Origin of the sequence: Arthrobacter sp. MYb23, from assembly GCF_002979775.1 — a bacterium.
In the GTDB taxonomy this organism is placed as follows: domain Bacteria; phylum Actinomycetota; class Actinomycetes; order Actinomycetales; family Micrococcaceae; genus Arthrobacter.
Map to the genome: position 1 here is coordinate 135,571 of NZ_PCPR01000005.1, position 22,223 is coordinate 157,793.

Sequence of the window (22,223 nt, forward strand, 5' to 3'; positions counted from 1 at the left end):
ATGCCCCGAAGCTGGGATTCACAGCCAAGTTACGTGATTACATCCTAATGTCAGGACAAACTATTGACTTATGTGCTGCAGATCACCATGATCTATGTAGGCGCAATCCGGTGGCTGCAAGGTGGCAGCCCGGAGCTGTAATCAAAGGAGATTCAAAGTGGGTAAATTTTCCTGGCGTAAAGCCACCCTTGTGGCGGCCGTTGTTCCGTTGCTCGCCTTGAGCGCGTGTTCCAGCAGTGGAGGCAAAACCGACGGATCGGGCAGCGGTGCCGGTGGCGGCCAAGTCGCCTCAACCGAACGCATCAAAGTGGCACTCATTACGCATGCTGCCCCCGGTGACACGTTCTGGGATATTCTCCGCAAAGGTGCCGAGGAAGCTGCTGCGAAGGACAACGTGGAATTGCTGTACACGTCCGACCCCGAAGGGGGCCGGCAGGCACAGTTGATCCAGCAGGCCATTGATCAGAAAGTGGCTGGCATTGCGGTCACTTTGGCTAAACCGGACGCGCTGAAGGACGTCCTGAAGAAAGCAGAAGACGCGGGTATTCCGGTGGTCAGCTTGAACTCCGGCGCAGATGTATGGAAGCAGGTAGGCGCCTTCACACACTTCGGTTCCGATGAGAACCTGGCTGGTGCTGCCGTAGGTGAGAAGCTCGCTTCACTGGGCGTGAAGCATCCAATCTGCGTGATCATGGAGCAGGGCAACGTCGCTCTTGACTCACGTTGTGCAGGCGTGAAATCCAAGGTCCCGGGGACGGAGAACCTGTTCGTCCAGGGCACCGATATGACACAGGTTTCCTCCACCGTCACGGCAAAGCTTCAGGCAACTCCAGATGCAGACGCCATCATTGGCCTCGGCGCTCCGTTCACCCTGACCATCAACAAGGCAGTGGAGTCGCTGGGACTTCAAAGCAAAGTCAAAGTTGCATCCTTCGACATGAACGGCGAACTTGCCCAGGCCATCATCGATGGCAAGGTGGCCTTCACCGTTGACCAGCAGCCGTGGCTGCAGGGATACGGAGCAATCGACGCGCTGTGGCAGGTCAAACGTGGTGGAATCCACGTGGGCGGTGGACTTCCTGTTCTGACCGGACCCTCAATCATCGATCAGTCTTCGGCTCCCGACGTCCTCAAGTTCGCCAAGGAAGGCATCCGCTAAGGATGCTCCCAGCGGGTTCCCGGGACTCAAGCCCGGGAACTCCGCCCTAGCAGGAGAAAGCCATGACACAGACCCTATCCAAAGCCCCCCTCCCCATACGCGATGAACGCATCGGCAAGCGCAATCCGCTCCAAAAAATGCTTGGCCGTCCGGAAGTCGGCGCACTCGTGGGAGCCATCGTCCTCTTTATCTTTTTCTCGTTGGTTTCCCCTACGTTTTTACAGCCCGCGTCATTCGCTACAGTCCTCTACGGAAGTTCCACCATCGGGATCATGGCCGTAGGCGTCTCTTTGCTGATGATCGGCGGAGAGTTCGATCTATCAACAGGCGTTGCGGTCATCAGTTCAGCCCTCACGGCATCCATGTTCAGTTGGTACTTCAGCACAAACGTCTGGGTGGGCGTTGGATTGGCCCTGCTGGTGTCGCTGGCTATCGGCTATATCAACGGCTGGATCCTGATGAAGACCAAGCTTCCGAGCTTCATTGTCACCCTGGCCACGTTCCTGATGTTGACGGGTCTGAACCTTGGATTGACGCGGATGATCGGCGGCGGCGTTTCATCGCCCTCCATCTCTGACATGGATGGTTTTTCATCAGCCCAGGCAGTATTTGCATCGTCCGTGAACCTGGGTGGAGTTGAAGTCAAGATCACCGTTTTCATCTGGATTGCCCTCGTGGCCGTCGCCACGTGGGTGCTCATGCGGACTCGCGTGGGTAACTGGATCTTCGCCGTGGGAGGCGACGCGAATGCGGCCCGGGCGGTGGGCGTTCCAGTGAAGGCCACCAAGATCGGACTCTTCATGGGCGTGGGCTTCTGTGGCTGGATCCTGGGCATGCACAACCTCTTCGCCTTCGACTCAGTGCAGTCCGGCGAAGGCGTGGGCAACGAATTCCTGTACATCATCGCCGCGGTCATCGGCGGTTGCCTTCTCACCGGCGGCTACGGTTCAGCAGTGGGTGGTGCGATTGGCGCGTTTATCTTCGGCATGGCCAACAAGGGCATTGTTTACGCACAGTGGAACCCGGACTGGTTCAAGTTCTTCCTGGGCCTGATGCTGCTGCTCGCCACCATCGTCAACCTCATCGTCAAGCGCCGCGCGGAACTCAAGTAAGGGGCCCCGGAAAATGAATGCGAAAGCCATCGATCAGGAAACGCTGCTTCAGAATGAGCGTGATCCCCTCACCCACACACCCGTCCACCTTCTCTCCCTGGAAGGAGTGGGAAAGCACTACGGCAACATCATCGCGCTGAGTGACGTCACCATGGCCGTGGACAACGGCCGCGTCACCTGTGTGTTGGGCGATAACGGCGCTGGCAAGTCAACGCTGATCAAGATTATTGCCGGCCTCCACCAGCACGACGAAGGCGTCCTGAACATCATGGGGGAGGACCGGAAATTCGGTTCGCCCCGCGACGCCTTGGACGCCGGCATCGCAACGGTGTACCAAGACCTTGCTGTGGTACCGCTGATGCCGATCTGGCGGAATTTCTTCCTCGGATCAGAGCTCACCAAAGGCTTCGGTCCGTTCAAATACATGGACGTCGAGCAGATGAAGGCCATCACGCTTAAGGAACTGGCCGAGATGGGAATCGACCTTCGCGATGTTGAGCAACCGATTGGACAGCTGTCCGGCGGTGAGCGCCAGTGCGTGGCGATTGCCCGTGCCGTGTACTTCGGTGCCAAGGTAATCATTCTGGACGAACCCACAGCGGCGTTGGGCGTGAAGCAGTCAGGCGTGGTCCTGCGCTACATCCTCCAGGCACGCGACCGCGGACTTGGCGTCATCTTCATCACCCACAACCCGCACCATGCGTTCCCGGTGGGTGATCGTTTCCTCCTGCTCAAGCGCGGTAAGTCCATTGGCTACTACGACAAGAAGGACATCACCCTGGACGAACTCACCGGCCAGATGGCCGGCGGCGCTGAACTTGCCGAACTCGCTCATGAACTGGAGCAGCTTGGCGGACACGGCGACGTTGTGAAAGAGGTCAAAGCCGAAGTGGCGGATGTTTCGGACAGCGTGAACGCCGGCGTCCCAAAGCCCGCGTAGCGGCAGCACAGTCCAGCCAGTGCGTTCAACAGCACCAGCGGGGTGTTCCGACAAATCGGAGCACCCCGCCACGCTGTGCGCACCCATATTGGGCCGCCTACGTGCAGCAGGCCCAGACAACGCAAACAGAAGGGAACGCCATGCCGATCAGGGTGGGTGTTATTGGCGCCGGAATCATGGGCGCAGACCACATCAGGAACCTTTCCACCAGCATTGGGGGCGCTGAAGTCACCTTTGTGGCAGACCTCGACGTGCACCGTGCCGCCGCGGCGGCACCTCCCACTGCACGTATTACCTCAGACCCTTCGGAACTGATCAATTCCAGCGAGGTGGACGCCGTCGTGGTTGCCTCTCACGATTCCACGCACGCCGGCCTGGTCCTGGAATGCTTCGAAGCAATGACCCCGGTACTCTGCGAAAAGCCGCTGGCGCCCACGCTTCTGGAAAGTCTGGAAGTTGTGGCAGCAGACGCGGACATCGTGGCCGCGACGGGTGCGTCGTTGCTTTCCTTGGGATTCATGCGGCGCTTCGATCCGGGCTACGTGGCTTTGCGCCGTTCCGTGCTGGGCAGGGAACAAGGTGAACCCCTCATTGTTCACTGCGTCAGCAGAAACGGCTTAGCAGCGCCGGGAACAACCGCAGAATCCGCTATCACCAACTCGGCCATTCACGAGCTGGACGTCATTCCCTGGCTCCTGGATTCTCCTGTTACGGAAGTCTCGTGGCAGGCCGGCAAAAGCACACGGCATGCCGAAGCCGGACTGCAGGACCCGTCGTTCATGATCCTCCGCACAGCGGACGGGACCCTGACGACGCTGGAGCTCTTTCTCAATGCTCAGTACGGTTACACCACTCGCTGCGAGGTGGTTTCCGAGCTGGGCACCACCTCCCTTCAGGAATCGTCCTTGCTGGCCATCGAACAAGACGGATTGAAGCAGACCCTCATCCCCGCTGACTGGCGTCCCCGCTTCGCCGATGCCTACCGGCTCCAATTGCAGGCCTGGATCCATGCCCTCGCCGCCGGAGAAGCGCCGCCCCTTGCCGGCGCTCAGGACGGACTCAATGCTTCGCTCGTTGCCCAAGCCATGATCCAGTCGCTGCACAGCGACGGGACGTCAAGCAAAGTCAGTTACTCGTGACGGCATCAACGCTCCCGCACTCCCGCGTACCGGAATCCCGTGATGCTCCAAGCCTGAGATGGGGGATCATGGGCCCGGGGTGGATTGCGGAAAGGTTCACGGAATCACTCCAAGCGCACACCAGGCAGGTGATAGCCGCCGTCGGGTCCCGTTCCCTGAGCCGTTCGAAGTCCTTTGCGGAGGCCTACAACATTCCTGCCGCGTACGGCAGCTATGAGGAACTCGCTGCAGCTCCGGACGTTGACATTATTTACGTGTGTACGCCTCATACCGGCCATCACGCAGCTGCTGTCCTGGCCATTGACGCCGGCAAGCACGTCCTGATCGAAAAGCCGCTTGGGCTCGACGCAGACCAGGCAAGGGACATTGCCGAGCGGTCGGAGGCTGCCGGTGTCTTTGCCGCCGAGGCCATGTGGACGTTTTTCCTCCCAAAATTCGACGTGATCCGGCAGATACTCGACGCTGGAACTTTGGGGACCATCACCACCGTTGTTGCCGAGTACGGTGAACATTTTGATCCGACGCACCGCATCTTTGATCCGCAACTGGCTGGTGGACCGCTCCTTGACCTGGGCACGTACCCCTTGGCCCTGATCACGGAGGTGTTGGGGAGTCCGCGCCGGCTCCATGCCCTAGGCCAGCCCCATGAGTCCGGGGTCAACGCCCAACTATCGGCGGTCATGCAGTTCGACGACGGTGCGCAGGCTGTGGTGAACGCTCACCTGCACAACTTCACGCCTACGGCGGCCACTATTGTCGGTTCACAGGCCACCCTGGTGATCGAGGGTCCGTTCAATATGCCCGGCGCGTTCGAGGTCAGATTCCCTGACGGGAGGCGATTACGCCACGAAGAACCATCCGGCGGGCACTACGAGGGCCTTCACTTTGAGGCTGCGGCCGTGGCCCGGGCAGTTGCCGCGGGCAAGATGCAGCTCAGCCAACGGACGCTGGCGGCCTCGATCCGCACCCTGGAAGTGGCCGATGAGATCCGCCGCCAACTGGGCGTGGTGTTTCCGAATCCAAAAACTCCTACCTTTGAAGGAAAAATATGAGTGATGTCATTCTTGGTCTCGTTGGCGTGGGACGCATCGGCGTCATGCACGCGAACAACATCGTCGCCCTCAAGGAAACGCTCGGAGGCAGGGGTATCAACATCCGCCTGTTGCTCACCGATGTTGCGGCGGACCACGCACGCTCCGTCGCAGCCGGCCTGGGCGCGGAGTTCCTGCCCTCAGTGGCCGAACTGTTGGAATCCGGGGTGGATGGCCTCGTTATTGCGACCGGAACGGCGACCCACCCTGAGTTGATTCGCGCCGGAGTGGATGCAGGTATCCCGGTCTTCTGCGAAAAGCCTGTTGCGCTGAACGTATCCGCCGCACTGCCGGTGCTGGACTACATCAGGGAAAACAATGGCGTGGTACAAATCGGCCATCAGCGACGCTTCGATTCCGGCTACGTGGAGGCAAAGCGCGCGTATCAGACAGGGGAGCTGGGATGGATCCATTCGCTGCGGGCCGTCACCTGCGATATGACGCCGCCCCCGGTCGAGTTCCTGGCGACATCCGGCGGGTTGTTCCGGGACTGTTCGGTCCATGATTTCGACATCCTTCGCTGGCTGACGGGCCGCGAAATCGTGGAGGTCTATGCCAAAGGTTCCAACAATGGCGACCCCGCGATTGGAGGTGTGGGTGATGTGGACACAGCGTTGGCCCTCATCACTTTCGACGACGGCACCGTAGGAACGGTTTCCGCCAGCCGCTACAACGGGGCCGGCCACGACGTCCGACTGGAAATCCAAGGCTCCAGCGGCTCGATCATGGTGGGCTTGGATGAAAAGACAGCTCTGTCCTCGGCTGAAAGTGGAGTCACTTTCCCTGATGGCGATCCGCATCAGAGCTTCGCAGGGCGCTTCGACCAGGCGTACCACTCAGAGATGGTGGCCTTTGTTGAACTGGTCATGGGTGAACGCGGGAACCCCTGCACCCCGGAGGACGCGGTGGCGGCCTCCTGTGTGGCGGACGCGGCCCAGGAATCGTTGGCAACCGGCTTGCCTGTCAAGGTTGCCCTCAAAGTGTCCAGCTAACTCCTCAGTCAAAAATGCCCTCCCCGCGTCCACTGGATGCGGGGAGGGCATTTTTATTCCGAAAGCTAAGCGCCGAACGGCAGGCGGGGGTCGATGCTTTGGCCATCCCAGCTTTGCCGTACCCAACCGTGGTGGGGGTCGTCGCTGATCAGCCATTCACGGACCGGACCCGGGCCTGCCATGACGTTGAGGTAGTACATGTCATAGCCCGGTGCTGCCATCGCAGGGCCGTGCCAACCATAGGGGACCAAAACGACGTCACCGGTGCGGACCTCGGCGGAAACGTCAATGGGCCGCTCATCCGAGGCATAAACCCGCTGGTAACCAATTGCGTCGGCGTCGGCCGGTGCGCCTGAACCCGCAGCTATCTGGGTCTCAAAGTAGTAGATCTCCTCGAGATGGGTCTCGCCGTCCTTTTCCTCATCGTGTTTGTGAGGGGGATAGGAGGACCAGTTACCGGCCGGAGTAATGACCTCGCACACAATGAAACGGTCAGCCTCCAGCGCAGCCGGTGTGCCGAAGTTGTGCACTTGGCGCGAACAATTGCCGGCCCCGCGCAATTCAACGGGTGTCTCGGCAGCCGAAACGAGCCGTGTGGGGTACGAGACATCGGCAGGGGCCGTTGCAATGGCGACGCGGCCGCCGTCGGACGAGCTGATGGTGACGGACTTTCCCGTCCCCGAGTACAGGACGTCGCTGGGTCCGTGGAACACGGACGCCCGCCCCGAGAGGGCACGATGGTGGCCGTCGACAGTAACGGTGAACGAACCGTTGAGGGGCACCACAATGCGCTCCTCACCAACAGCAGGGAGGTCGACGGCGGCGCCCGCCGCGATGGTGGCGACCTTCAGGCCTGTATGTGCCCAGCCGTCAATGGATATGGCCGAATCGGACGTGCCGAGCGAAATGTCCCACACGCCGTCGGCGGCGGAACCCAAGGGGTAAACCCAATTGGTCATGGAAGGGAAGTCCTTTTGTATTGGCTGTACCAGTTGCTTGGCTTTATCAGCGCTGTACGAGTGTCATTTCAAAACTGTAGGAATCGGCGCGGTAAACGTGGTGACCCGTCTCAACGTGGCGGCCGGTATCGTCCACAGCGGTGCGCTCCATGGTGACCAAAGCGGAATGTACCTCGGCTTCCAGGAGGGGCGCCTGGTAATCATTGGCGATCATGGCACCGATGCGTTGGGTGGCAAGACGGAAGTTCACGCCACCTCTGCGCAGGATTGAGTACAGGCCCTCAGCTCCGAGCATGGCTTCGTCCATGGTGGCGATGTCATCGCGCACCCAGTTCTCCATCAGGGCCAGTGGTTTGCCACCCACTTTGCGCAGACGGGTGAAGTGGTACACCTTGGAGCCGGCCGGCAGCTCAAGCGCCGCGAGGGTGGCGGCGTCGGCTTCCTCGTGGGAAAAGCTCAGCACGGTGGTGGTGGGCTTCTTGCCGTTGTTGGTCAGATCGTCAAAGAGGCTGGAGAGCTCCAGGGGGCGGCGGACCTGACTGGAGACCACTTGTGTACCTACGCCGCGTTTGCGGACCAAAAGGCCGGAACGGACCAGTTCATCCATGGCCTTGCGCATGGTTGGCCTGGAAAGGTTGAGCTGGGCCGCGAGATCGATTTCGTTCTCAAGCCGACTGCCGGGCTCCAGTACTCCACTGTGGATGGCGGCCTCGATACCCTGAACCACCTGATGGTAGAGGGGCACGGGGGAAGAACGGTCGATGTTAAGACCAAGTTTAGTAACCACTGGAATACCCCGGGTTTCAGGCTTCGCCCCTGGCCTCCCTGTGCGGGTGCCCGAGGTATGTAGCCATTTGTTCGCTTGATAGGACATACTTTCTGTCTCGATGTTAGCAGCCAGCATTCGATGGTCAAATGGCCTCCCCGCCGTGGCGGCCCTGAATCTTGATCCGGACACCCGCTGCCCATCAGACTTGTAACGCCCGAGGAAAACCGTGATGCAGGGAGATGGAGTGCCATGCCAAAGACCGGAAAGAATGATCACGCCCGCCAGGACGAGCTGCCATCCACCCTGCAGCGCTCGGAACAGAAAGCCCAGGACACTTTTGCCAAGACCTACGATTCGGCCATGGAGACCTATGACAACGATGCGAGCCGGGCTGCCCGGACCGCCTTCGCGGCACTGAAGCACAGTTACGAGAAGGTGGGTGACCACTGGGAACCCAAAGAGGAGCGCGGACCTTCCGACGACCACGCGGAGGAAGGGGTGGACTCCTCCAAGCCCACGGCCGGCGGAGTGGATGCCCATGCCTCCAAGGAGCACCTCTACCAGCGGGCCAAGGAAATGGATATCAAGGGCCGTTCAACAATGGACAAGAAGGAGCTGGTGGAAGCGCTGCAGAAGGCTAACGAAGCAGCTACCCGGAAGGCGCGCGAAGGTTAGCCCCCATAGTCCCGACACGTCGTGAGCCGGTCCGAGCTGCGCCCAAATATGCAGGAACGGGTCCGCACCGGCATAGTTAACGTCTTGGGGTTGCACTTTATGGGTACAGTCACCGCATGAAGGCAGGACAGAAACGAACAGGGGCTTAACTTGGCAGGGAATGCGACCTTCCGGCACAGCAACACCGCGCTGCTCTCGGTGAGCAGCGTAGAGGCTCCGAGGATAGTGAGCTCCACGGATTTCGACCGGAGATTGGCTTCGACCCTGCAGCGGCTGAAGTTTCCACCGCGGCTGCTGGAGCGCGTTGCAGGTATCACGCACCGCCGCTGGTGGGCCGCAGGGACATCGTTCGACGACGCGGCCGTTGAAGCAGGCGCAAAAGCCCTGGCTGAAGCGGGCATCGAAGCCTCGGAAATCGGATTGCTGATCAACACGTCAGTGACCAGGCGCAACCTCGAACCTTCTGTGGCGGTTAAGATTCATCACGAACTCGGCCTGCCGTCGTCGGCCATGAACTTTGACTTGGCCAACGCTTGCCTCGGGTTCGTGAACGGTCTGATCCTGGCAGCCAACATGATCGATTCCGGACAAATAAAGTACGCGGTGATCGTCAACGGCGAGGACGCTCAGGGCACACAGGAAGCCACCCTGGCGCGGCTCCAGCGGCCTGAAACCACCCGCGAGGACTTCAACCGCGAATTCGCCACGTTGACGCTTGGATCCGGAGCTGCCGCAGCGGTCCTGGGCCCTGTCGATGAGCACCCGGGTGCGCACCGGCTTGTTGGTGGCGTCATGCGTGCCGGCACCGAACATCATGAACTGTGTGTTGGAGGCATCGATGGCATGTCCACCGACACCAAAGGACTGCTCGACGGCGGCCTGCAGCTTGTGGTGGACGCCTGGCACGAGGCCCAGCCTGAGTGGGATTGGGCCAGCATGGACCGCTATGTCACTCATCAAGTCAGCAACGCCTATACCCAGGCCATCATCAACGCCATAGATCTGGACCCGGACAAGGTCCCCATCACGTTCCCGCACTGGGGCAATGTGGGTCCCGCATCGCTTCCCATGACACTCGCGGCCCAGGCACAGTCATTGACCTCGGGCGACCGGGTCCTGTGCATGGGTGTGGGTTCCGGACTGAACGCAGGAATGGTGGAAATCGTTTGGTAGCCGCCAACTGGCCTGGCGTGGATCCGGAATGGTCCCGGACAATCAGGGTGAGGTCCACGTCAGAGGTGGACGCGCCCGGCGCCGTCCGGCGCTGGCATGTGCTGGATAACGGCGCCCAGCTCACCCGCCGTGGTCTGACCCCGATCGGTACCTTGCTATGCGTGCACGGAAACCCCACCTGGTCCTATCTGTGGCGAACGTTGTTGAGTGCGGGAACAGACCCGGCACGTCCGTGGCGGGTTGTGGCCGTGGACCAGCTGGACATGGGCTATTCAGAACGCACCGGCACGTTCCGGCGCTTGGCTGACCGGGTCAACGATCTTGGCGACCTCACGGATGCCCTGGGCCTGGAGGGGCCGGTAGTAACGGTCGGCCATGACTGGGGTGGCGTGATCAGCTCGGGCTGGGCCTTGAATCACCCTCAGCTCCTCGCGGGCGTGGTGCTGACCAACACTGCTGTCCACCACCCCTCCGACTCGCCGCTCCCGCCAGCACTCCGGCTCGCCTTGCACCCCGCCGTGCATCGGTGGGGCACTACGACGTCGGATGCCTTCCTGCGTGTGACACATTCCCTGGCAAACCCGCCGCTGCCGGCGGACGTGAGGAGGGCTTTCATGGCCCCCTACCGCGGAGCCGGCCGCCGGGACGGGGTGGGAAATTTCGTCGCGGACATTCCCGCCAATGCCTCCCACCCCAGCTTCCCAGCGCTGACTCACGTAGCGGACGGCTTGCGCGGGCTGAAGGTTCCTGCCCTGATGCTCTGGGGCCCGAAGGATCCGATCTTCTCCGACCGGTACCTCAAGGACCTCATCAGCCGGCTTCCGCACGCGGATGTGCATCGATTCGAAGGCGCAGGACACCTCGTGGCGGAGGACAAAGACATCGCCGGGCCGGTCTTTGATTGGCTTGCTGTGCACGGCACGGACATCAGTGGGAGCGCCGTTAGTGGCGATGACTCCCGGTTGGTCGGAGCTAACGGCGCGCCACTGCTGCCAAATAAGCCTGCCGAGGAAGAGAAGACAGCATTCCGTCCCCTCTGGGACTCGCTCGGCCAGCTGGCCGCGGGATCGGCCAAAGAAGAGATCGCTGTAGCTGAAATGGCGCCCGACGGCACCGTAAGCCGCTCACTCAGCTGGCGGCAGCTGGACCAAGGCGTTCTGGATCTGGTGGAGGGACTGCGGGAAGCCGGCGTGGGACACGGCAGTCGCGTGAGCCTGATGGTTCCTCCCGGAACCGACTTGACCGTTGCGCTATACGCCTGCCTGAAGTTGGGTGCGATAGTAGTTGTGGCCGACGCCGGATTGGGAACCAAAGGCATGAGCCGCGCCGTAAAGGGCGCTACCGCCGACTTCCTGATCGGCATCGACAAGGCACTGGCAGCAGCCTCGGTGCTGGGGTGGCCGGGACGCCGGATCAGCGTTCAGGATCTCCCAACCGCCCGCCGTCGAATCCTGGGTGTTGAGACCTCGCTCCATGCCTTGGCAGAGAGCGGTTCACGAAGCGGCGTCGCACAAGGGAATGCCGGGCGTCGGGAAGATCATCCGTTGGTCATGGTGGACCCTGATGCGCCGTCCGCGGTGCTTTTTACCTCCGGTTCCACCGGTCCCGCCAAGGGCGTCGTCTACACACACCGGCAGCTTGCCGCGATGCGTGACACGGTTGCCGCTACGTTCGGGATACACTCCGGTGCCCGTCTCGTGGCGGGTTTCGCGCCGTTCGCGTTGCTGGGGCCGGCGCTGGGAGCCGTTTCGGTGACCCCTGCCATGGACGTCACTGCCCCCCGCACGTTGACGGCCCGAGCCCTGGCAGAAGCGGTCGCTGCCATTGACGCTACCGTGGTCTTTGCTTCGCCGGCGGCGTTGCGTAACGTCGTCGCCACCCGGGATGACCTCAGCGGCTCGCTGATGAGGGCTCTTGCAAACGTGGAGCTGCTCTTGTCCGCCGGTGCGCCCGTCCCCGAGCCCCTCCTTGCGGAGGTGCAACAGCTGATGCCGCAAGCTTCCTTGCATACCCCCTACGGAATGACTGAGGCGTTGCCGGTCACTGACATCAGCTTTGAGGAGATTCGGGCGGCTGGCGCCGATGTGGCTACCGGGGCTGTCCTTGGAGCCGGCAATGGGGTTTGCGTGGGCACGCCCGTGCACGGAGCCCGATTGGCGATCGTCGCGTTGGCGGCTGACGGAACGGCGCCAGGAGAGAACTGTGTGACCGAGGCGGGGGTGACCGGGGAAATCGTGGTCAGCGCGCCGCACGTCAAAAAAACTTATGACAGGCTCTGGCTGACCGAACAAGAGAGCGCCGGCCTGACCGGATGGCACAGAACAGGCGATGTCGGCCACTTCGACGCCGCTGGCCGTCTGTGGGTGGAGGGGCGTCTTGCCCACGTCGTGACGGCGCCTGGGGCTGTAGTGACTCCCGTCGGTGCCGAGCAATCCATCGAACGCCTGGACGCCGTGCGGCTGGCCGCCATCGCCGGCGTGGGACCAACAGGGACGCAGGCCGTGGTGGCCGTCGTCGAGACCGAGCCTCCTGTCCCTAAAGCGGGTCCCGCAACGCCGCAACTCGCTGGGCGTGTCCGGCGAGCAGCCTCCGAGGCCGGCGTCCACGTCAGCGCTGTGCTGGTAGTCCCGGCACAGCCCACCGACGTCAGGCATAACGCCAAGATCGACAGGACACGTCTGGCCCGATGGGCTTCGCGGGTGCTGGCCGGCGGCCGCCCGGGCAAGCCATGAGGGTCCTCGTCACAGGGGCCAGCGGGCTCCTCGGAGGGGACGTTGCGCGGCAACTGGTCCGTCAAGGACATAGCGTGGGCACGTTTCAGCGGCGCCCGTCGGGGGTCGACGGCGTGGAGGACTTCCGCGGGTCCATCAACGATGACGCGGCTCTCCGCCGGGCATTGGCCGGTGCGGAAGGGGTCATTCACCTCGCAGCCAAAGTGTCCATTACCGGGCGTGCCGAGGAGTTCGACGCTGTAAATGTTGAAGGAACCCGCCGGCTACTCCACCTGGCCCGCGAGGCTGAGGTACGGGACGTGGTGTTTGTCTCGTCACCATCGGTGGCCCACTCCGGCGCGGCCATCATGGGGCTGGGTGCGGAGCAGGCTGACCCACAGCATGCGCGCGGAGACTATGCGCGCACCAAGGCTGAGGCTGAACTGCTGGCCCTCGCCGCGGACCGTCCTGATTTCCGGGTGGCAGCAGTGCGCCCCCACATTGTGTGGGGCCCAGGAGACACCCAGCTGGTGGAACGCGTCCTGGCACGCGCCAGCCACAGCCGGCTGCCACTGCTCGATTCCGGCGCTGCCCTGATCGACACAACATATGTGGACAACGCCGCGTCGGCCATCGTCGCAGCCCTGCACCGTATGGAGCACGTCCATGGCAGGGCCGTGGTGGTGAGCAACGGCGAGCCCCGGCCAATTGGTGAGCTGTTGGCGGGCATTTGCGCAGCGGGTGGTGTGGCTCCGCCGTCGTGGTCTGTACCCGGTGGGCTGGCACGGGCAGTAGGAGCGGCAGTGGAAAGGGTGTGGACCTGGGCGGGACGCAAAGAGGAGCCGCCCATGACGCGTTTCCTCGCTGAGCAGCTCTCCACCGCCCACTGGTTCGACCAACGCGTCACGCGTGAGCTCCTCAACTGGACACCTGCTGTGTCGATTGATGAAGGACTGGCCAGGCTGGCTGAGCATTACGGTCCACGTGCTTCGGAGACCGGCGAAACGGACCGACTTCGCTAAGGCTGTTTCAGCTTTTCGCCGGACAGTGTTGCCAAACCCGGACCTCAGGATCAAAGTGAGATGAATCAGATCACTTACACGGTTTGAGGACCGTGTACGGGCCGGGGGTGGACCATGAGCACCACGTCAGACAACGCCTTGGAAGCAACACCTGCAGGTGAGGAGCCAGAGCTTAAACGCGTGCTGGGACCCAAACTGCTCCTCCTCTTCATTGTTGGGGACATTCTGGGGGCCGGGGTCTACGCGGTCACCGGGACCATGGCGGGAACAGTTGGCGGCATCGTCTGGTTGCCGTTCCTGCTCGCCTTTGTTGTAGCGACCCTCACCGCGTTTTCCTACCTTGAATTGGTGACGCAATACCCCCAGGCGGCCGGAGCAGCGCTCTACACGCACAAGGCCTTCGGGATCCATTTCGTCACTTTCCTCGTGGCGTTCGCCGTCGTTTGCTCCGGCATCACCAGTGCCTCGACATCGGCCAACGTCCTTGCCCAGAACTTCTTTGGTGGCCTTGCTATCAACGGCTGGATGGACGTGCCGGACCGCGGCGTGATCACCGCAGTGGCACTGGGTTTCATGCTGCTGCTGGCGGCGATCAACCTGCGTGGAGTGGGAGAGAGTGTGAAGTTCAACGTCATTCTCACCGCGGTGGAGGTCATTGCCCTGTGCGTCGTCATCGGGGTTGGCTTCTTCGTCATGGCGCAGGGGACCGGCAACGTCCAGGAAATCTTCGTGTTCACCGACTACCAGGACAAGGGATTGTTCCTGGCCGTTACGGCAGCCACATCCATTGCCTTCTTCGCCATGGTTGGTTTTGAGGACTCCGTCAACATGGTTGAAGAGACCAGGAACCCGGAGCGGATTTTCCCCCGCACCATGCTGACTGGCCTTGGCATCGCGGTGATCCTCTACATGCTGGTAGCTGTGTCTGTGGTGAGTGTGCTCACTCCGGCAGAGCTCGGCCAGATCAGGGAGGCCGAAGGTGCGGCCCTCCTTGAAGTGGTGCACAAGGGCTCCCCGGATTTTCCCATCGACAAAATCTTTCCTTTCCTGGCTGTGTTCGCCGTTGCCAACACAGCCTTGATCAACATGCTGATGGCCAGCCGGCTGATTTACGGCATGGCACGCCAGCACGTTCTACCGCGGTCCTTGGGACGGGTCCTGCCGGGCCGCAGGTCACCATGGGCCGGAATCGTGTTCTCCACCGTCCTTGCCCTGGGGCTGATCTGGTACGTCAGCAGCGATCCCTCAAGCAACATCGTGGCTAATCTTTCCGGGACCACGGCATTTCTGCTGCTGTGCGTGTTCACACTGGTCAACGTGGCATGCGTCGTTCTCCGCCGAAAGCGCGATCCTCACCGGAAGGTGTTCTTCACCTCTCCCGGACAACTCCCGCTGGTTGCCGCCGTGCTGTGCGCGTTCCTCGCTGGTCCGTGGGTGGGCAGGAACCCCATCCAGTACCAAGTGGCCGGCGGGCTGATGGCCATCGGCGTAGTGCTGTGGTTCGTCACCTGGCTGATTACCAGGAAGGCCAACACCGGCGGGGGAGCACAGCAACCGCCCCGGGACTGACTTGCCTTCAGGTCAGGGGGTCAAAGTCTCCCCGCGTCCATGCTGCATGCCGCTGTGCAGAGTCGTGCAGAATAGTCTTCGCTCCAGTGGCTATCACATTGTTGAAGTTGCCGTAGATCCGGTCGAACTCAAGCTCTTCCAGCTGGGCGGCGATACGTAACGCCACTGCGCCGGAAAGCGGTAAGCGATTGGGATAGCTGCGCATGAACGCAACCGTGCGCCGATCAGGATTGGGAAAGACGCTGTCACCGGTCAGGAGTACCCCTTTGCCGCCAGCACCGGCTGCCCAGTGCGCCACCGCGCTTCCCGGGAAGTGCCCGCCAGTCTGATGCAGGGTCAGCCCTTCGGCAATTGTCATGCTGCCGGTCCAGTAGGCGACGCTTGGGTCATTGCGGCCAAGCCAGTGGCGATCTGCCTCGGCCACCAGGACAGGGACGCCTCCAAGACGCCGCGACCATTCCACCTGCACGCCAAACATGTGGGGATGGCTGGCGGCGATCGCCACAACGGGACCATGCTCAAGGACCGATTTCACTGCGTTCTCATCGATGTAACCCGCGGGGTCCCACAACAGTGAGCCCTGGGGTGTCACTACCAGCTGGGCAGTCTGGCCGATACCCACCTTGGGCTCAGTCCTGATCCCTATGAGCCCGGGTTCATTGTGCTCCATCAGCGTGTGCTGGCCAGCCCGCGCCAGCTCGTCCAAGGTGAGCCATTGCTGTCCGTCCTCGGGGACGTACTGCCGTTCGTCGGCACAGATCGGACAGAGGTCCGGCACGGGTTCATCGCGTTCTACGGCGCAGGTAGCGCAGATCAGCATTTGGACGTCCTTCTCGCAGTACGGTATTCCGGCTGCTCCGTCGGGTGACCATAAATGATCATCATGCTTACTATTGTGGAGCAGTCGAAGTTGGAGAGGGACACCACACTAGGAGCGGACATGGCACTGAGCAAGGGAACACGCGTGGAGTGGAACACCCCGCAGGGTAAGACGCACGGGACAATCGTTGAAAAGAAGACCAGCAACTTTGAACTGGACGGAAATAGGCACGTTGCCAGTGAGGACGAGCCGCAGTACGTGGTGGAATCAGCGAAAACCGGCGCCAGGGCAGCGCACAAGAGCTCCGCGTTGACTGAGAAGAGCTAGCGGCATGGAACGCGCGCACGAGGTTGCCATCATCGGCGGTGGCAATGCAGGCGTGTCCCTGGCCGCCCGGTTGAAGCGGTATGGCGTCAAGGACATCGCCCTGATCGAGCCCAAGGAACACCACCTCTACCAGCCCCTGTTCTCGCATATCGCCGGCGGCCGGGCCGAGGTGAAAGAAGCCGTCCGGAGTCAGGAGTCCGTAACCCCCAAGGGCGTGGCATGGATCAAGGACAAAGCAGCGAAGGTGGACGCGAAGGCTAATTCGGTGACGCTCGCGTCCGGTTCCACGGTGAGCTACGAGCACCTTGTTGTGTGCCCCGGGCTGCAGTACAACTGGGACGCCGTGCCGGGGCTGGCGGAGGCAGTGCACTCACCGTATGGCGCCTCCCACTACGAGTTTGAGCTTGCGCCGAAGCTCTGGACACTCTTGAGTTCCCTGACATCCGGCACAGTCATCTTCACCATGCCCGCAGGGCCCGTTAAATGCGCAGGGGCCAGCCAGAAACCTATGTACCTGGCCTGCGACTACTGGAGGGAGCAGGGAGTCCTGGAGAACATCCGGGTAGTCATGGTCCAGCCTTATCCCACAGCCTTCGGCGTCCCCGAGGTGGACGTTGAGCTTGACCGCAAGATCGCCGAATACGGCATAGAACTGCGGACCAACAGCGAACTCGTGGCAGTTAACAATGCTGATCGCACGGCCACCATCCGTAACATCACGGACCACACCTCGGAGGACCTGCCCTACGATGTCCTCAATGCTGTTCCGCCCCAGTCGGCGCCGGACTGGCTCAAAGCCACGGACTTGCCTGCGGAAGGAGAACAGAACGGCTTCGTGGAGGTAGACACGGAGACCTTGCGGCATCCCAGGTATCCCAATGTCTGGTCACTGGGCGACGCCGCAGGTACTTCCAACTCGAAGGCCGGTGGGGCGCTCCGCCAGCAGACCAAAGTTCTCGCGAAAAACCTGCTTTCGGCACGCAAGGGCGAAGCCCTCCGCGCGAAGTACAACGGATACTCCGTTTGTCCGTTCACCGTATCGCGGAACACTGTTGTCTTTGCCGAGTTTGATGATCGGTACAAGCCCATGCCAACCATCCCGAAGGTGCCAACGTGGAAGGAAAGCCGGCTCGCCTGGTGGGTGGACCGGGATATGTTCCCCCAGGTTTACTGGCATCTGATCCTCAAAGGCCGGGCGTAGCGTCGCCAAGAGAGTACGGACGCCAAGAGACCGGCCAGGCCAATTGGCCCGACCGGTCTCTTGTGGTGAACTTTAAGTTGTGAACTTAGGCGGGTTGAATGTTTTCCGCCTGCGGACCTTTGGGGCCCTGCGTGATGTCGAATTGGACCTTCTGGTTCTCCTCCAGCGAACGGTATCCGCTCGACGTAATCGCTGAGTAGTGAGCAAATACGTCGGGGCCTCCATCGTCCGGGGCGATGAATCCGAAACCCTTTTCAGCGTTAAACCACTTGACTGTTCCTGTTGCCATGCCTTTATTTCCTTCACCCGGTCGCCGGTCGGTCCCGCTGGTCGGTTTGCCGTCCCTGCCACTCACGATACGAGCCTATGGGCCTGTTCCGCCTGGGGCAACACATTTGGCAGGGCAACACATCAAAAGGGGCTGGTTCAGAGCAGCCTCGCCGCCTCAGGCCTTCGGCGTGTGTTGCTTGGGGTCTGCCGATTCCGGGCGGCGCAGTCGGCGAAGCGCCAGCAACGGAAACAGGAGTACCGAGAGCATCCCCGCGCCGATGAGGGCGGAGGAGATTCCACTGGTGATCAGGCCATGTTCCCGGCCAACGGTGGTCACGGCCACGATGATGGGCAACGCTGTGGCCCCGAACAGGATGAGGGCAGTTTTTTCCGCTCGGCTGGATCCGCGGGGCGCTGCGAGTAATGATGGCAGGCCACGGATGATCAGCAGAAGGGCGAGGAACAGCGGGACCATAGCCAAGGTAATGGGGCTGGAGGTCAAGGCGCCAAGATCGAAGTCAATGCCGGTGTCGATGAAGAAGATGGGAACAAGAAACCCGAAAGCTACGGCGTCGATCTTTGTCTCAATAACCTTCCGGTCCACCTCGGGAGCGCGCGCTATGGTGACCTTCCAGAGGACCCCGGCAGCGAAGGCGCCCAGCAGCATGTCGAGCCCCAAGACCATGCTGAGCACCACCAGCGTGCTGAGAATCAACAGAATGGACCGCATGGCGAACTGGCTGCTGGTGTGCAGAGTGGCAGTGACTTGGGCGTGGAAAAGCGTGTGTCGGGCCTGGGAGGCCAGGTAGATTGCCACGCCGGTCAAGAGAACGAAGCCCAGAAGGACTCCTGACGCCACTCCAAGTTGTTTGCCACTGAAAAACAGGGAGATGGCTATCAACGGACCAAACTCGCCAGCAGCGCCCACGGCGGTAACGGCCACACCGATGGGCGACTTGGAAGCGCCGGCGTCCCGGAGGATCGGCAGCAAAGCACCCAGAGCCGTTGAGCACAGGGCTACGCCGATGATCACGGCAGCCTCGGGGGAGGGAACCAGGATAAGACCTGCGCCGATGCCCGCCGCCAAGGACATAACCCAGCCAGCAGAGGCGCGGTAAATGGGACGGCCGCGGATTGCCGTGAAATCGATCTCGTTGCCTGCCACGAAGAACAGCATTGCCAGTCCGAAATCAGCCAGTGTATCGGTGAATGCAGTGGATTGGACCCAGCCCAGAAGACTGGGACCCAAGAGGATGCCAAGGATGATCTCGAACACCACGATTGGAACTTTGACCCAACGGCCAAGGACCCGGGTGGCAAGAGGAGCCACCACCGCCATGAGGGCTATGAGGACCAGCGACGTGGACAAGCCTTGCATCGGCAGTGCCTCCGGTACCTCGGCTGCTTCAAGGAAAAGTACTCCAAAGCTACCGCCACCTCCCGCCGGGCGCCATAACCCTTGACCTGAAAGTCCGGCAACTCCCATCACCAGACCCGGGTTCCCCGCGCACCCGGGAAGCAGCATACTTATTCGAGGAAGACGCCACCGCCCCGCGGCATCCGGCCGCTACTCAGGAGAAGGAGTGCACCGTGGGAATCCTCACCGCCAACCTGTTCATTACCCTTGACGGCGTCTATCAAGCCCCGGGCGGCCCGGAAGAAGACAGGGAAGGCGGCTTTGAATTCGGCGGCTGGCAGGCAGCCTATTTTGACGACGAGACCGGCGAAGCCATCGGGGCGGGAATTGACCGAATGGACGCACTGCTGCTCGGGCGAAAGACCTACGACATCTTCGCGGGGTTTTGGCCCCACCAGGAGGATCACATTGGCACCACCTTCAACACCTTGCCGAAGTTTGTTGTGTCAGAATCCCTCACCAAACCGGAGTGGGAAGGGACCACCTCCGCGTCAGAAATCTCTGAGCTGGAGGACGTCAAGGAGCGGTTCGATGACATCCACATGTTCGGCAGTGGCCACCTTATTCGCTCGCTGCTTGAGGCTGAGCTCCTGGATCGACTGAATCTTTTCCTCTACCCACTCACCTTCGGCTCCGGCAAGCGACTATTTGCCGATGGCTCCGGAGTCCCCGCGGCCTTCCGGTTCGCCGAACCACCCAGAGCGTTCCCGAAAGGTGCGGTGTTGCTCTCCTATGAGCGTGCCGGCACGCCGATTACCGGAATCACCATCGGCCAGGACTAGCTGAACCTTCTCAGGTTTCCGGCAGACCTCAGGACGCAGGCAGGCCCGGCCATTCCTTGCCAGCCCACGGGTCATAGTCTGCGATCAACTCCTCCTGGGGCGGGCGCCGGTCCTCGGGGATGTTGTGAAGATTCACCCGTACCCGATACCAGAGGGAGCTCGATCCCCGCATCCCGTCGATGAGGACATCCGCCGGATGCAGCAGGGAAACAACGTCCACGTGCCGGTCCTTCCACTCCTCAAGTGCTGCCTCGGCCTCGGGCTTGGTCTTAGTCCGGGCCACCTCGATGAGCGGCATCACCGACACCCGGCGACCCGATCCATCTGCGCTCCTGGGGGCTTTCTCGGCGGGACCAAGCTCGGCAGCCAGAGTGAGAAGCCCGTCGAGCGAGCCGGCGGCGTCGTCGATTCCTGCGTGCGGGTCACCCAAGTCCGCGAAACGTGCGGGCACTGAGCGCACCGTGAACTGCTCGGGCCGTGCGGAGCGCACTTCTTCCCAGGTGAGCGGGGTTGAGACACGGGCGTCCGGGCGCGAACGTACCGAGTAAGCGGAGGCTACGGTACGGTCTTTGGCATTCTGGTTGAAGTCCACAAAAACACTTTCGCCACGTTCTTCCTTCCACCATTTGGCTGTTGCCAGTCCTGGAGCGCGAATTTCCACCTCACGGGCAAGGGTTTCGGCGGCGAGGCGCACCTCCTTGTAGGACCACCGTGGCTCTATGCGGACCAGGATGTGGAGCCCGCGGGAGCCGCTGGTTTTGGGCCAGCCCACCAGCCCGACGTCGTCCAGAACCTCCTGGGCTACATAGGCGGTGTCCACAATCCGGGACCACTCGACTCCCGGCATGGGGTCCAGGTCCACGCGGAGCTCGTCGGGGTGATCAAGGTCCTCTGCGCGCACCGGATGCGGGTTGAGATCCAGGCATCCCAGGTTCACCACCCATGCAAGGCCCGCGGCATCCCGGATCACCGTTTCCTCAGCGGAGGTACCGGAGGAATAGTGGAGGGTTGCCGTGTCAATAAAGCCAGGGTGGTTCTCGGGCACACGTTTCTGAAAGAACGGCTCGGCGTCGATGCCTTTGGGGAAACGCTTGAGCACCATGGGACGTCCGCCTGCACCGCGCAGTGCCCCTTCCGCGACGGCAAGGTAGTAGTTCACCAGATCGAGCTTGGTCAACCCTGGCTCGGGAAAAACCACCTTGCCCGGGTTGGAGATGCGGACCTCTTGGCCGGCGATATCCAGGATCTCGGCCGGGGGCTTCGACGGGTTCATGCGGCAACGCTAGCAATTACCAGCCCTCCCAGCCAGAGTGGCGGTGGAAAAAAGCATAAAAGGGCTGTGAAATCGAGTCGCTGAATTCGGTAACTGGCTTTAAAAATATAAGTAGGTATGGTGATGTCATAGCCAAATACCGAAGGAGCAAGAAATGTCCGGGAAATCGCCGAGTCGTGTCACTTCGAAGAAGACAGGTAAGACAATTCTCGAGAAACGTGCCGAAAAACGAGCCAAGGCTGAGGGCAGCGAAGTCCTCTTTTCCAAACCAAGGAAAAGCCAAAGGTAAGTCAGTGAGGGGCGACACGGCAGTGAAGGGACTACAGCGCCCAGGCCGCGCGCCATGTTTGCGCGAACGAGCGCCGGATTGTGAAAAGAATCGATAATTGAAGACCATGCAACAACAATTAGTTACTGTTCTGATCATCCCTGCCCGCCTCAGTGAGCGCATCCGGATGGAACAAATTGAACCCGCAATGGAAATGTGCCAATCAATCGTTGCGGGGAATGTAGAAGCCATCTCCGGCCGCGGATGGCATGTTCTCCTGAACGACCAGGCAATCCACATCCCGTTGCCTCTGAACCCGCGGGCAGAGGTCTTGATCCGAGAGGCAGGAACCCCCTTGGAAGACACCGTCAGCGGCACTGCCGTTTTCCTCGGTCATGGGAGAAGCGGCACGGACCAGGATGTGCCGGGCCATCTGCTGAGCTTGGCGGAGCGGCTGTTCCAGACTCGGCTGGCAGCTTAAGTACCGGGCGTTCCAAGGTGGGGCCGGGACAGGCCGACTATATTGGCCCTGTCAGCCCACCACCACCATTGAG

At 61.5% G+C, this 22,223-nt stretch carries 21 protein-coding genes; 15 read left to right on the forward strand and 6 right to left on the reverse strand.

Annotation, left to right across the window (positions count from 1 at the left end; all coding sequences use genetic code 11):
- The first annotated feature begins 157 nt into the window (after positions 1 to 157).
- The 6 genes from CQ020_RS08405 (at position 158) to CQ020_RS08430 (ending at position 6,433) form a co-directional block, all read left to right on the forward strand.
- Positions 158 to 1,159, forward strand: coding sequence for a substrate-binding domain-containing protein (locus CQ020_RS08405; RefSeq protein ID WP_105691434.1), 1,002 nt, complete (start codon positions 158 to 160; stop codon positions 1,157 to 1,159).
- Between the two features lie 62 nt (positions 1,160 to 1,221).
- Entirely contained in the window at positions 1,222 to 2,271 is a 1,050-nt protein-coding gene (locus tag CQ020_RS08410) for an ABC transporter permease (RefSeq protein WP_105691435.1), read from the forward strand.
- 13 nt (positions 2,272 to 2,284) lie between these two features.
- Positions 2,285 to 3,211, forward strand: a complete 927-nt coding sequence (locus tag CQ020_RS08415) for an ATP-binding cassette domain-containing protein (RefSeq protein WP_105691436.1) — start codon at positions 2,285 to 2,287, stop codon at positions 3,209 to 3,211.
- Positions 3,212 to 3,351: 140 nt separating this feature from the next.
- Entirely contained in the window at positions 3,352 to 4,350 is a 999-nt protein-coding gene (locus CQ020_RS08420; RefSeq protein ID WP_105691437.1) for a Gfo/Idh/MocA family oxidoreductase, read from the forward strand.
- Complete coding sequence (locus CQ020_RS08425; protein ID WP_105691438.1) at positions 4,347 to 5,402, forward strand: Gfo/Idh/MocA family protein; 1,056 nt, start codon at positions 4,347 to 4,349, stop codon at positions 5,400 to 5,402. The genes CQ020_RS08420 and CQ020_RS08425 overlap by 4 nt, the downstream gene beginning before the upstream one ends.
- A complete protein-coding gene (locus CQ020_RS08430) occupies positions 5,399 to 6,433 on the forward strand; it encodes a Gfo/Idh/MocA family oxidoreductase (protein WP_105691439.1) in 1,035 nt (344 codons plus the stop codon). Before CQ020_RS08425 ends, CQ020_RS08430 begins: the two co-directional genes overlap by 4 nt.
- Before the next feature lie 65 nt (positions 6,434 to 6,498).
- Here CQ020_RS08430 and iolB read toward each other — a convergent pair whose 3' ends face one another.
- Together iolB and CQ020_RS08440 are read right to left on the reverse strand one after the other, a co-directional pair.
- A complete protein-coding gene (gene iolB, locus CQ020_RS08435) occupies positions 6,499 to 7,392 on the reverse strand; it encodes a 5-deoxy-glucuronate isomerase (protein WP_105691440.1) in 894 nt (297 codons plus the stop codon).
- A gap of 46 nt (positions 7,393 to 7,438) precedes the next feature.
- Complete coding sequence (locus CQ020_RS08440; RefSeq protein ID WP_105691441.1) at positions 7,439 to 8,179, reverse strand: GntR family transcriptional regulator; 741 nt, start codon at positions 8,177 to 8,179, stop codon at positions 7,439 to 7,441.
- 231 nt (positions 8,180 to 8,410) lie between these two features.
- On the opposite strand from CQ020_RS08440, the gene CQ020_RS08445 reads away from it, so the two are divergent.
- The 5 genes from CQ020_RS08445 to CQ020_RS08465 all read left to right on the forward strand — a co-directional run bounded on the left by CQ020_RS08445 (position 8,411) and on the right by CQ020_RS08465 (position 15,311).
- Complete coding sequence (locus tag CQ020_RS08445) at positions 8,411 to 8,836, forward strand: ChaB family protein (protein WP_105691442.1); 426 nt, start codon at positions 8,411 to 8,413, stop codon at positions 8,834 to 8,836.
- Between the two features lie 150 nt (positions 8,837 to 8,986).
- Positions 8,987 to 10,009: a 3-oxoacyl-ACP synthase III gene (locus CQ020_RS08450; protein WP_105691443.1), complete on the forward strand. Its 1,023-nt coding sequence runs from the start codon at positions 8,987 to 8,989 to the stop codon at positions 10,007 to 10,009.
- A complete protein-coding gene (locus CQ020_RS08455; protein WP_105691444.1) occupies positions 10,003 to 12,741 on the forward strand; it encodes an alpha/beta fold hydrolase in 2,739 nt (912 codons plus the stop codon). Before CQ020_RS08450 ends, CQ020_RS08455 begins: the two co-directional genes overlap by 7 nt.
- The gene (locus tag CQ020_RS08460; RefSeq protein WP_105691492.1) at positions 12,738 to 13,742 is read left to right on the forward strand and encodes an NAD(P)-dependent oxidoreductase; all 1,005 of its coding nucleotides are present in this window, start codon (positions 12,738 to 12,740) and stop codon (positions 13,740 to 13,742) included. Before CQ020_RS08455 ends, CQ020_RS08460 begins: the two co-directional genes overlap by 4 nt.
- A gap of 114 nt (positions 13,743 to 13,856) precedes the next feature.
- On the forward strand, positions 13,857 to 15,311 hold the full coding sequence (locus CQ020_RS08465; RefSeq protein ID WP_105691445.1) for an APC family permease: 1,455 nt from the start codon (positions 13,857 to 13,859) through the stop codon (positions 15,309 to 15,311).
- A 7-nt stretch (positions 15,312 to 15,318) separates the two neighbouring features.
- Here CQ020_RS08465 and CQ020_RS08470 read toward each other — a convergent pair whose 3' ends face one another.
- Entirely contained in the window at positions 15,319 to 16,131 is an 813-nt protein-coding gene (locus CQ020_RS08470; protein ID WP_105691446.1) for an MBL fold metallo-hydrolase, read from the reverse strand.
- 120 nt (positions 16,132 to 16,251) lie between these two features.
- Between CQ020_RS08470 and CQ020_RS08475 the strand changes: the two genes are divergently transcribed.
- Positions 16,252 to 16,458 (forward strand): DUF2945 domain-containing protein, encoded by a 207-nt coding sequence (locus CQ020_RS08475; protein ID WP_105691447.1) that lies wholly within the window; start codon positions 16,252 to 16,254, stop codon positions 16,456 to 16,458.
- A 4-nt stretch (positions 16,459 to 16,462) separates the two neighbouring features.
- Positions 16,463 to 17,659, forward strand: a complete 1,197-nt coding sequence (locus tag CQ020_RS08480; protein WP_105691448.1) for an NAD(P)/FAD-dependent oxidoreductase — start codon at positions 16,463 to 16,465, stop codon at positions 17,657 to 17,659.
- Between the two features lie 85 nt (positions 17,660 to 17,744).
- Here CQ020_RS08480 and CQ020_RS08485 read toward each other — a convergent pair whose 3' ends face one another.
- Entirely contained in the window at positions 17,745 to 17,948 is a 204-nt protein-coding gene (locus CQ020_RS08485; protein ID WP_014921815.1) for a cold-shock protein, read from the reverse strand.
- Positions 17,949 to 18,104: 156 nt separating this feature from the next.
- Entirely contained in the window at positions 18,105 to 19,307 is a 1,203-nt protein-coding gene (locus tag CQ020_RS08490) for a cation:proton antiporter (RefSeq protein ID WP_181151813.1), read from the reverse strand.
- A 212-nt stretch (positions 19,308 to 19,519) separates the two neighbouring features.
- Between CQ020_RS08490 and CQ020_RS08495 the strand changes: the two genes are divergently transcribed.
- Positions 19,520 to 20,128, forward strand: a complete 609-nt coding sequence (locus CQ020_RS08495) for a dihydrofolate reductase family protein (RefSeq protein ID WP_105691449.1) — start codon at positions 19,520 to 19,522, stop codon at positions 20,126 to 20,128.
- Positions 20,129 to 20,156: 28 nt separating this feature from the next.
- Here CQ020_RS08495 and ligD read toward each other — a convergent pair whose 3' ends face one another.
- Positions 20,157 to 21,401, reverse strand: coding sequence for a non-homologous end-joining DNA ligase (gene ligD, locus CQ020_RS08500; protein WP_105691450.1), 1,245 nt, complete (start codon positions 21,399 to 21,401; stop codon positions 20,157 to 20,159).
- 395 nt (positions 21,402 to 21,796) lie between these two features.
- Here ligD and CQ020_RS08505 point away from each other — a divergent pair, with 395 nt between their 5' ends.
- Positions 21,797 to 22,150 carry a hypothetical protein gene (locus tag CQ020_RS08505; protein ID WP_105691451.1) on the forward strand — a complete coding sequence of 118 codons (354 nt, stop codon included), beginning with the start codon at positions 21,797 to 21,799 and terminating at the stop codon, positions 22,148 to 22,150.
- The last annotated feature ends 73 nt before the right edge of the window (positions 22,151 to 22,223 follow it).

Excerpts from the sequence above, each read along its gene's own strand:
- CQ020_RS08410 (WP_105691435.1), top strand. The coding sequence starts at position 1,222 with ATGACACAGACCCTATCCAAAGCCCCCCTCCCCATACGCGATGAACGC.
- CQ020_RS08415 (WP_105691436.1), top strand. The coding sequence starts at position 2,285 with ATGAATGCGAAAGCCATCGATCAGGAAACGCTGCTTCAGAATGAGCGT.
- CQ020_RS08420 (WP_105691437.1), top strand. The coding sequence starts at position 3,352 with ATGCCGATCAGGGTGGGTGTTATTGGCGCCGGAATCATGGGCGCAGAC.
- CQ020_RS08430 (WP_105691439.1), top strand. The coding sequence starts at position 5,399 with ATGAGTGATGTCATTCTTGGTCTCGTTGGCGTGGGACGCATCGGCGTC.
- iolB (WP_105691440.1), bottom strand. The coding sequence starts at position 7,392 with ATGACCAATTGGGTTTACCCCTTGGGTTCCGCCGCCGACGGCGTGTGG.
- CQ020_RS08445 (WP_105691442.1), top strand. The coding sequence starts at position 8,411 with ATGCCAAAGACCGGAAAGAATGATCACGCCCGCCAGGACGAGCTGCCA.
- CQ020_RS08460 (WP_105691492.1), top strand. The coding sequence starts at position 12,738 with ATGAGGGTCCTCGTCACAGGGGCCAGCGGGCTCCTCGGAGGGGACGTT.
- CQ020_RS08465 (WP_105691445.1), top strand. The coding sequence starts at position 13,857 with ATGAGCACCACGTCAGACAACGCCTTGGAAGCAACACCTGCAGGTGAG.
- CQ020_RS08470 (WP_105691446.1), bottom strand. The coding sequence starts at position 16,131 with ATGCTGATCTGCGCTACCTGCGCCGTAGAACGCGATGAACCCGTGCCG.
- CQ020_RS08475 (WP_105691447.1), top strand. The coding sequence starts at position 16,252 with ATGGCACTGAGCAAGGGAACACGCGTGGAGTGGAACACCCCGCAGGGT.
- CQ020_RS08480 (WP_105691448.1), top strand. The coding sequence starts at position 16,463 with ATGGAACGCGCGCACGAGGTTGCCATCATCGGCGGTGGCAATGCAGGC.
- CQ020_RS08485 (WP_014921815.1), bottom strand. The coding sequence starts at position 17,948 with ATGGCAACAGGAACAGTCAAGTGGTTTAACGCTGAAAAGGGTTTCGGA.
- CQ020_RS08490 (WP_181151813.1), bottom strand. The coding sequence starts at position 19,307 with ATGCAAGGCTTGTCCACGTCGCTGGTCCTCATAGCCCTCATGGCGGTG.
- ligD (WP_105691450.1), bottom strand. The coding sequence starts at position 21,401 with ATGAACCCGTCGAAGCCCCCGGCCGAGATCCTGGATATCGCCGGCCAA.
- CQ020_RS08505 (WP_105691451.1), top strand. The coding sequence starts at position 21,797 with ATGCAACAACAATTAGTTACTGTTCTGATCATCCCTGCCCGCCTCAGT.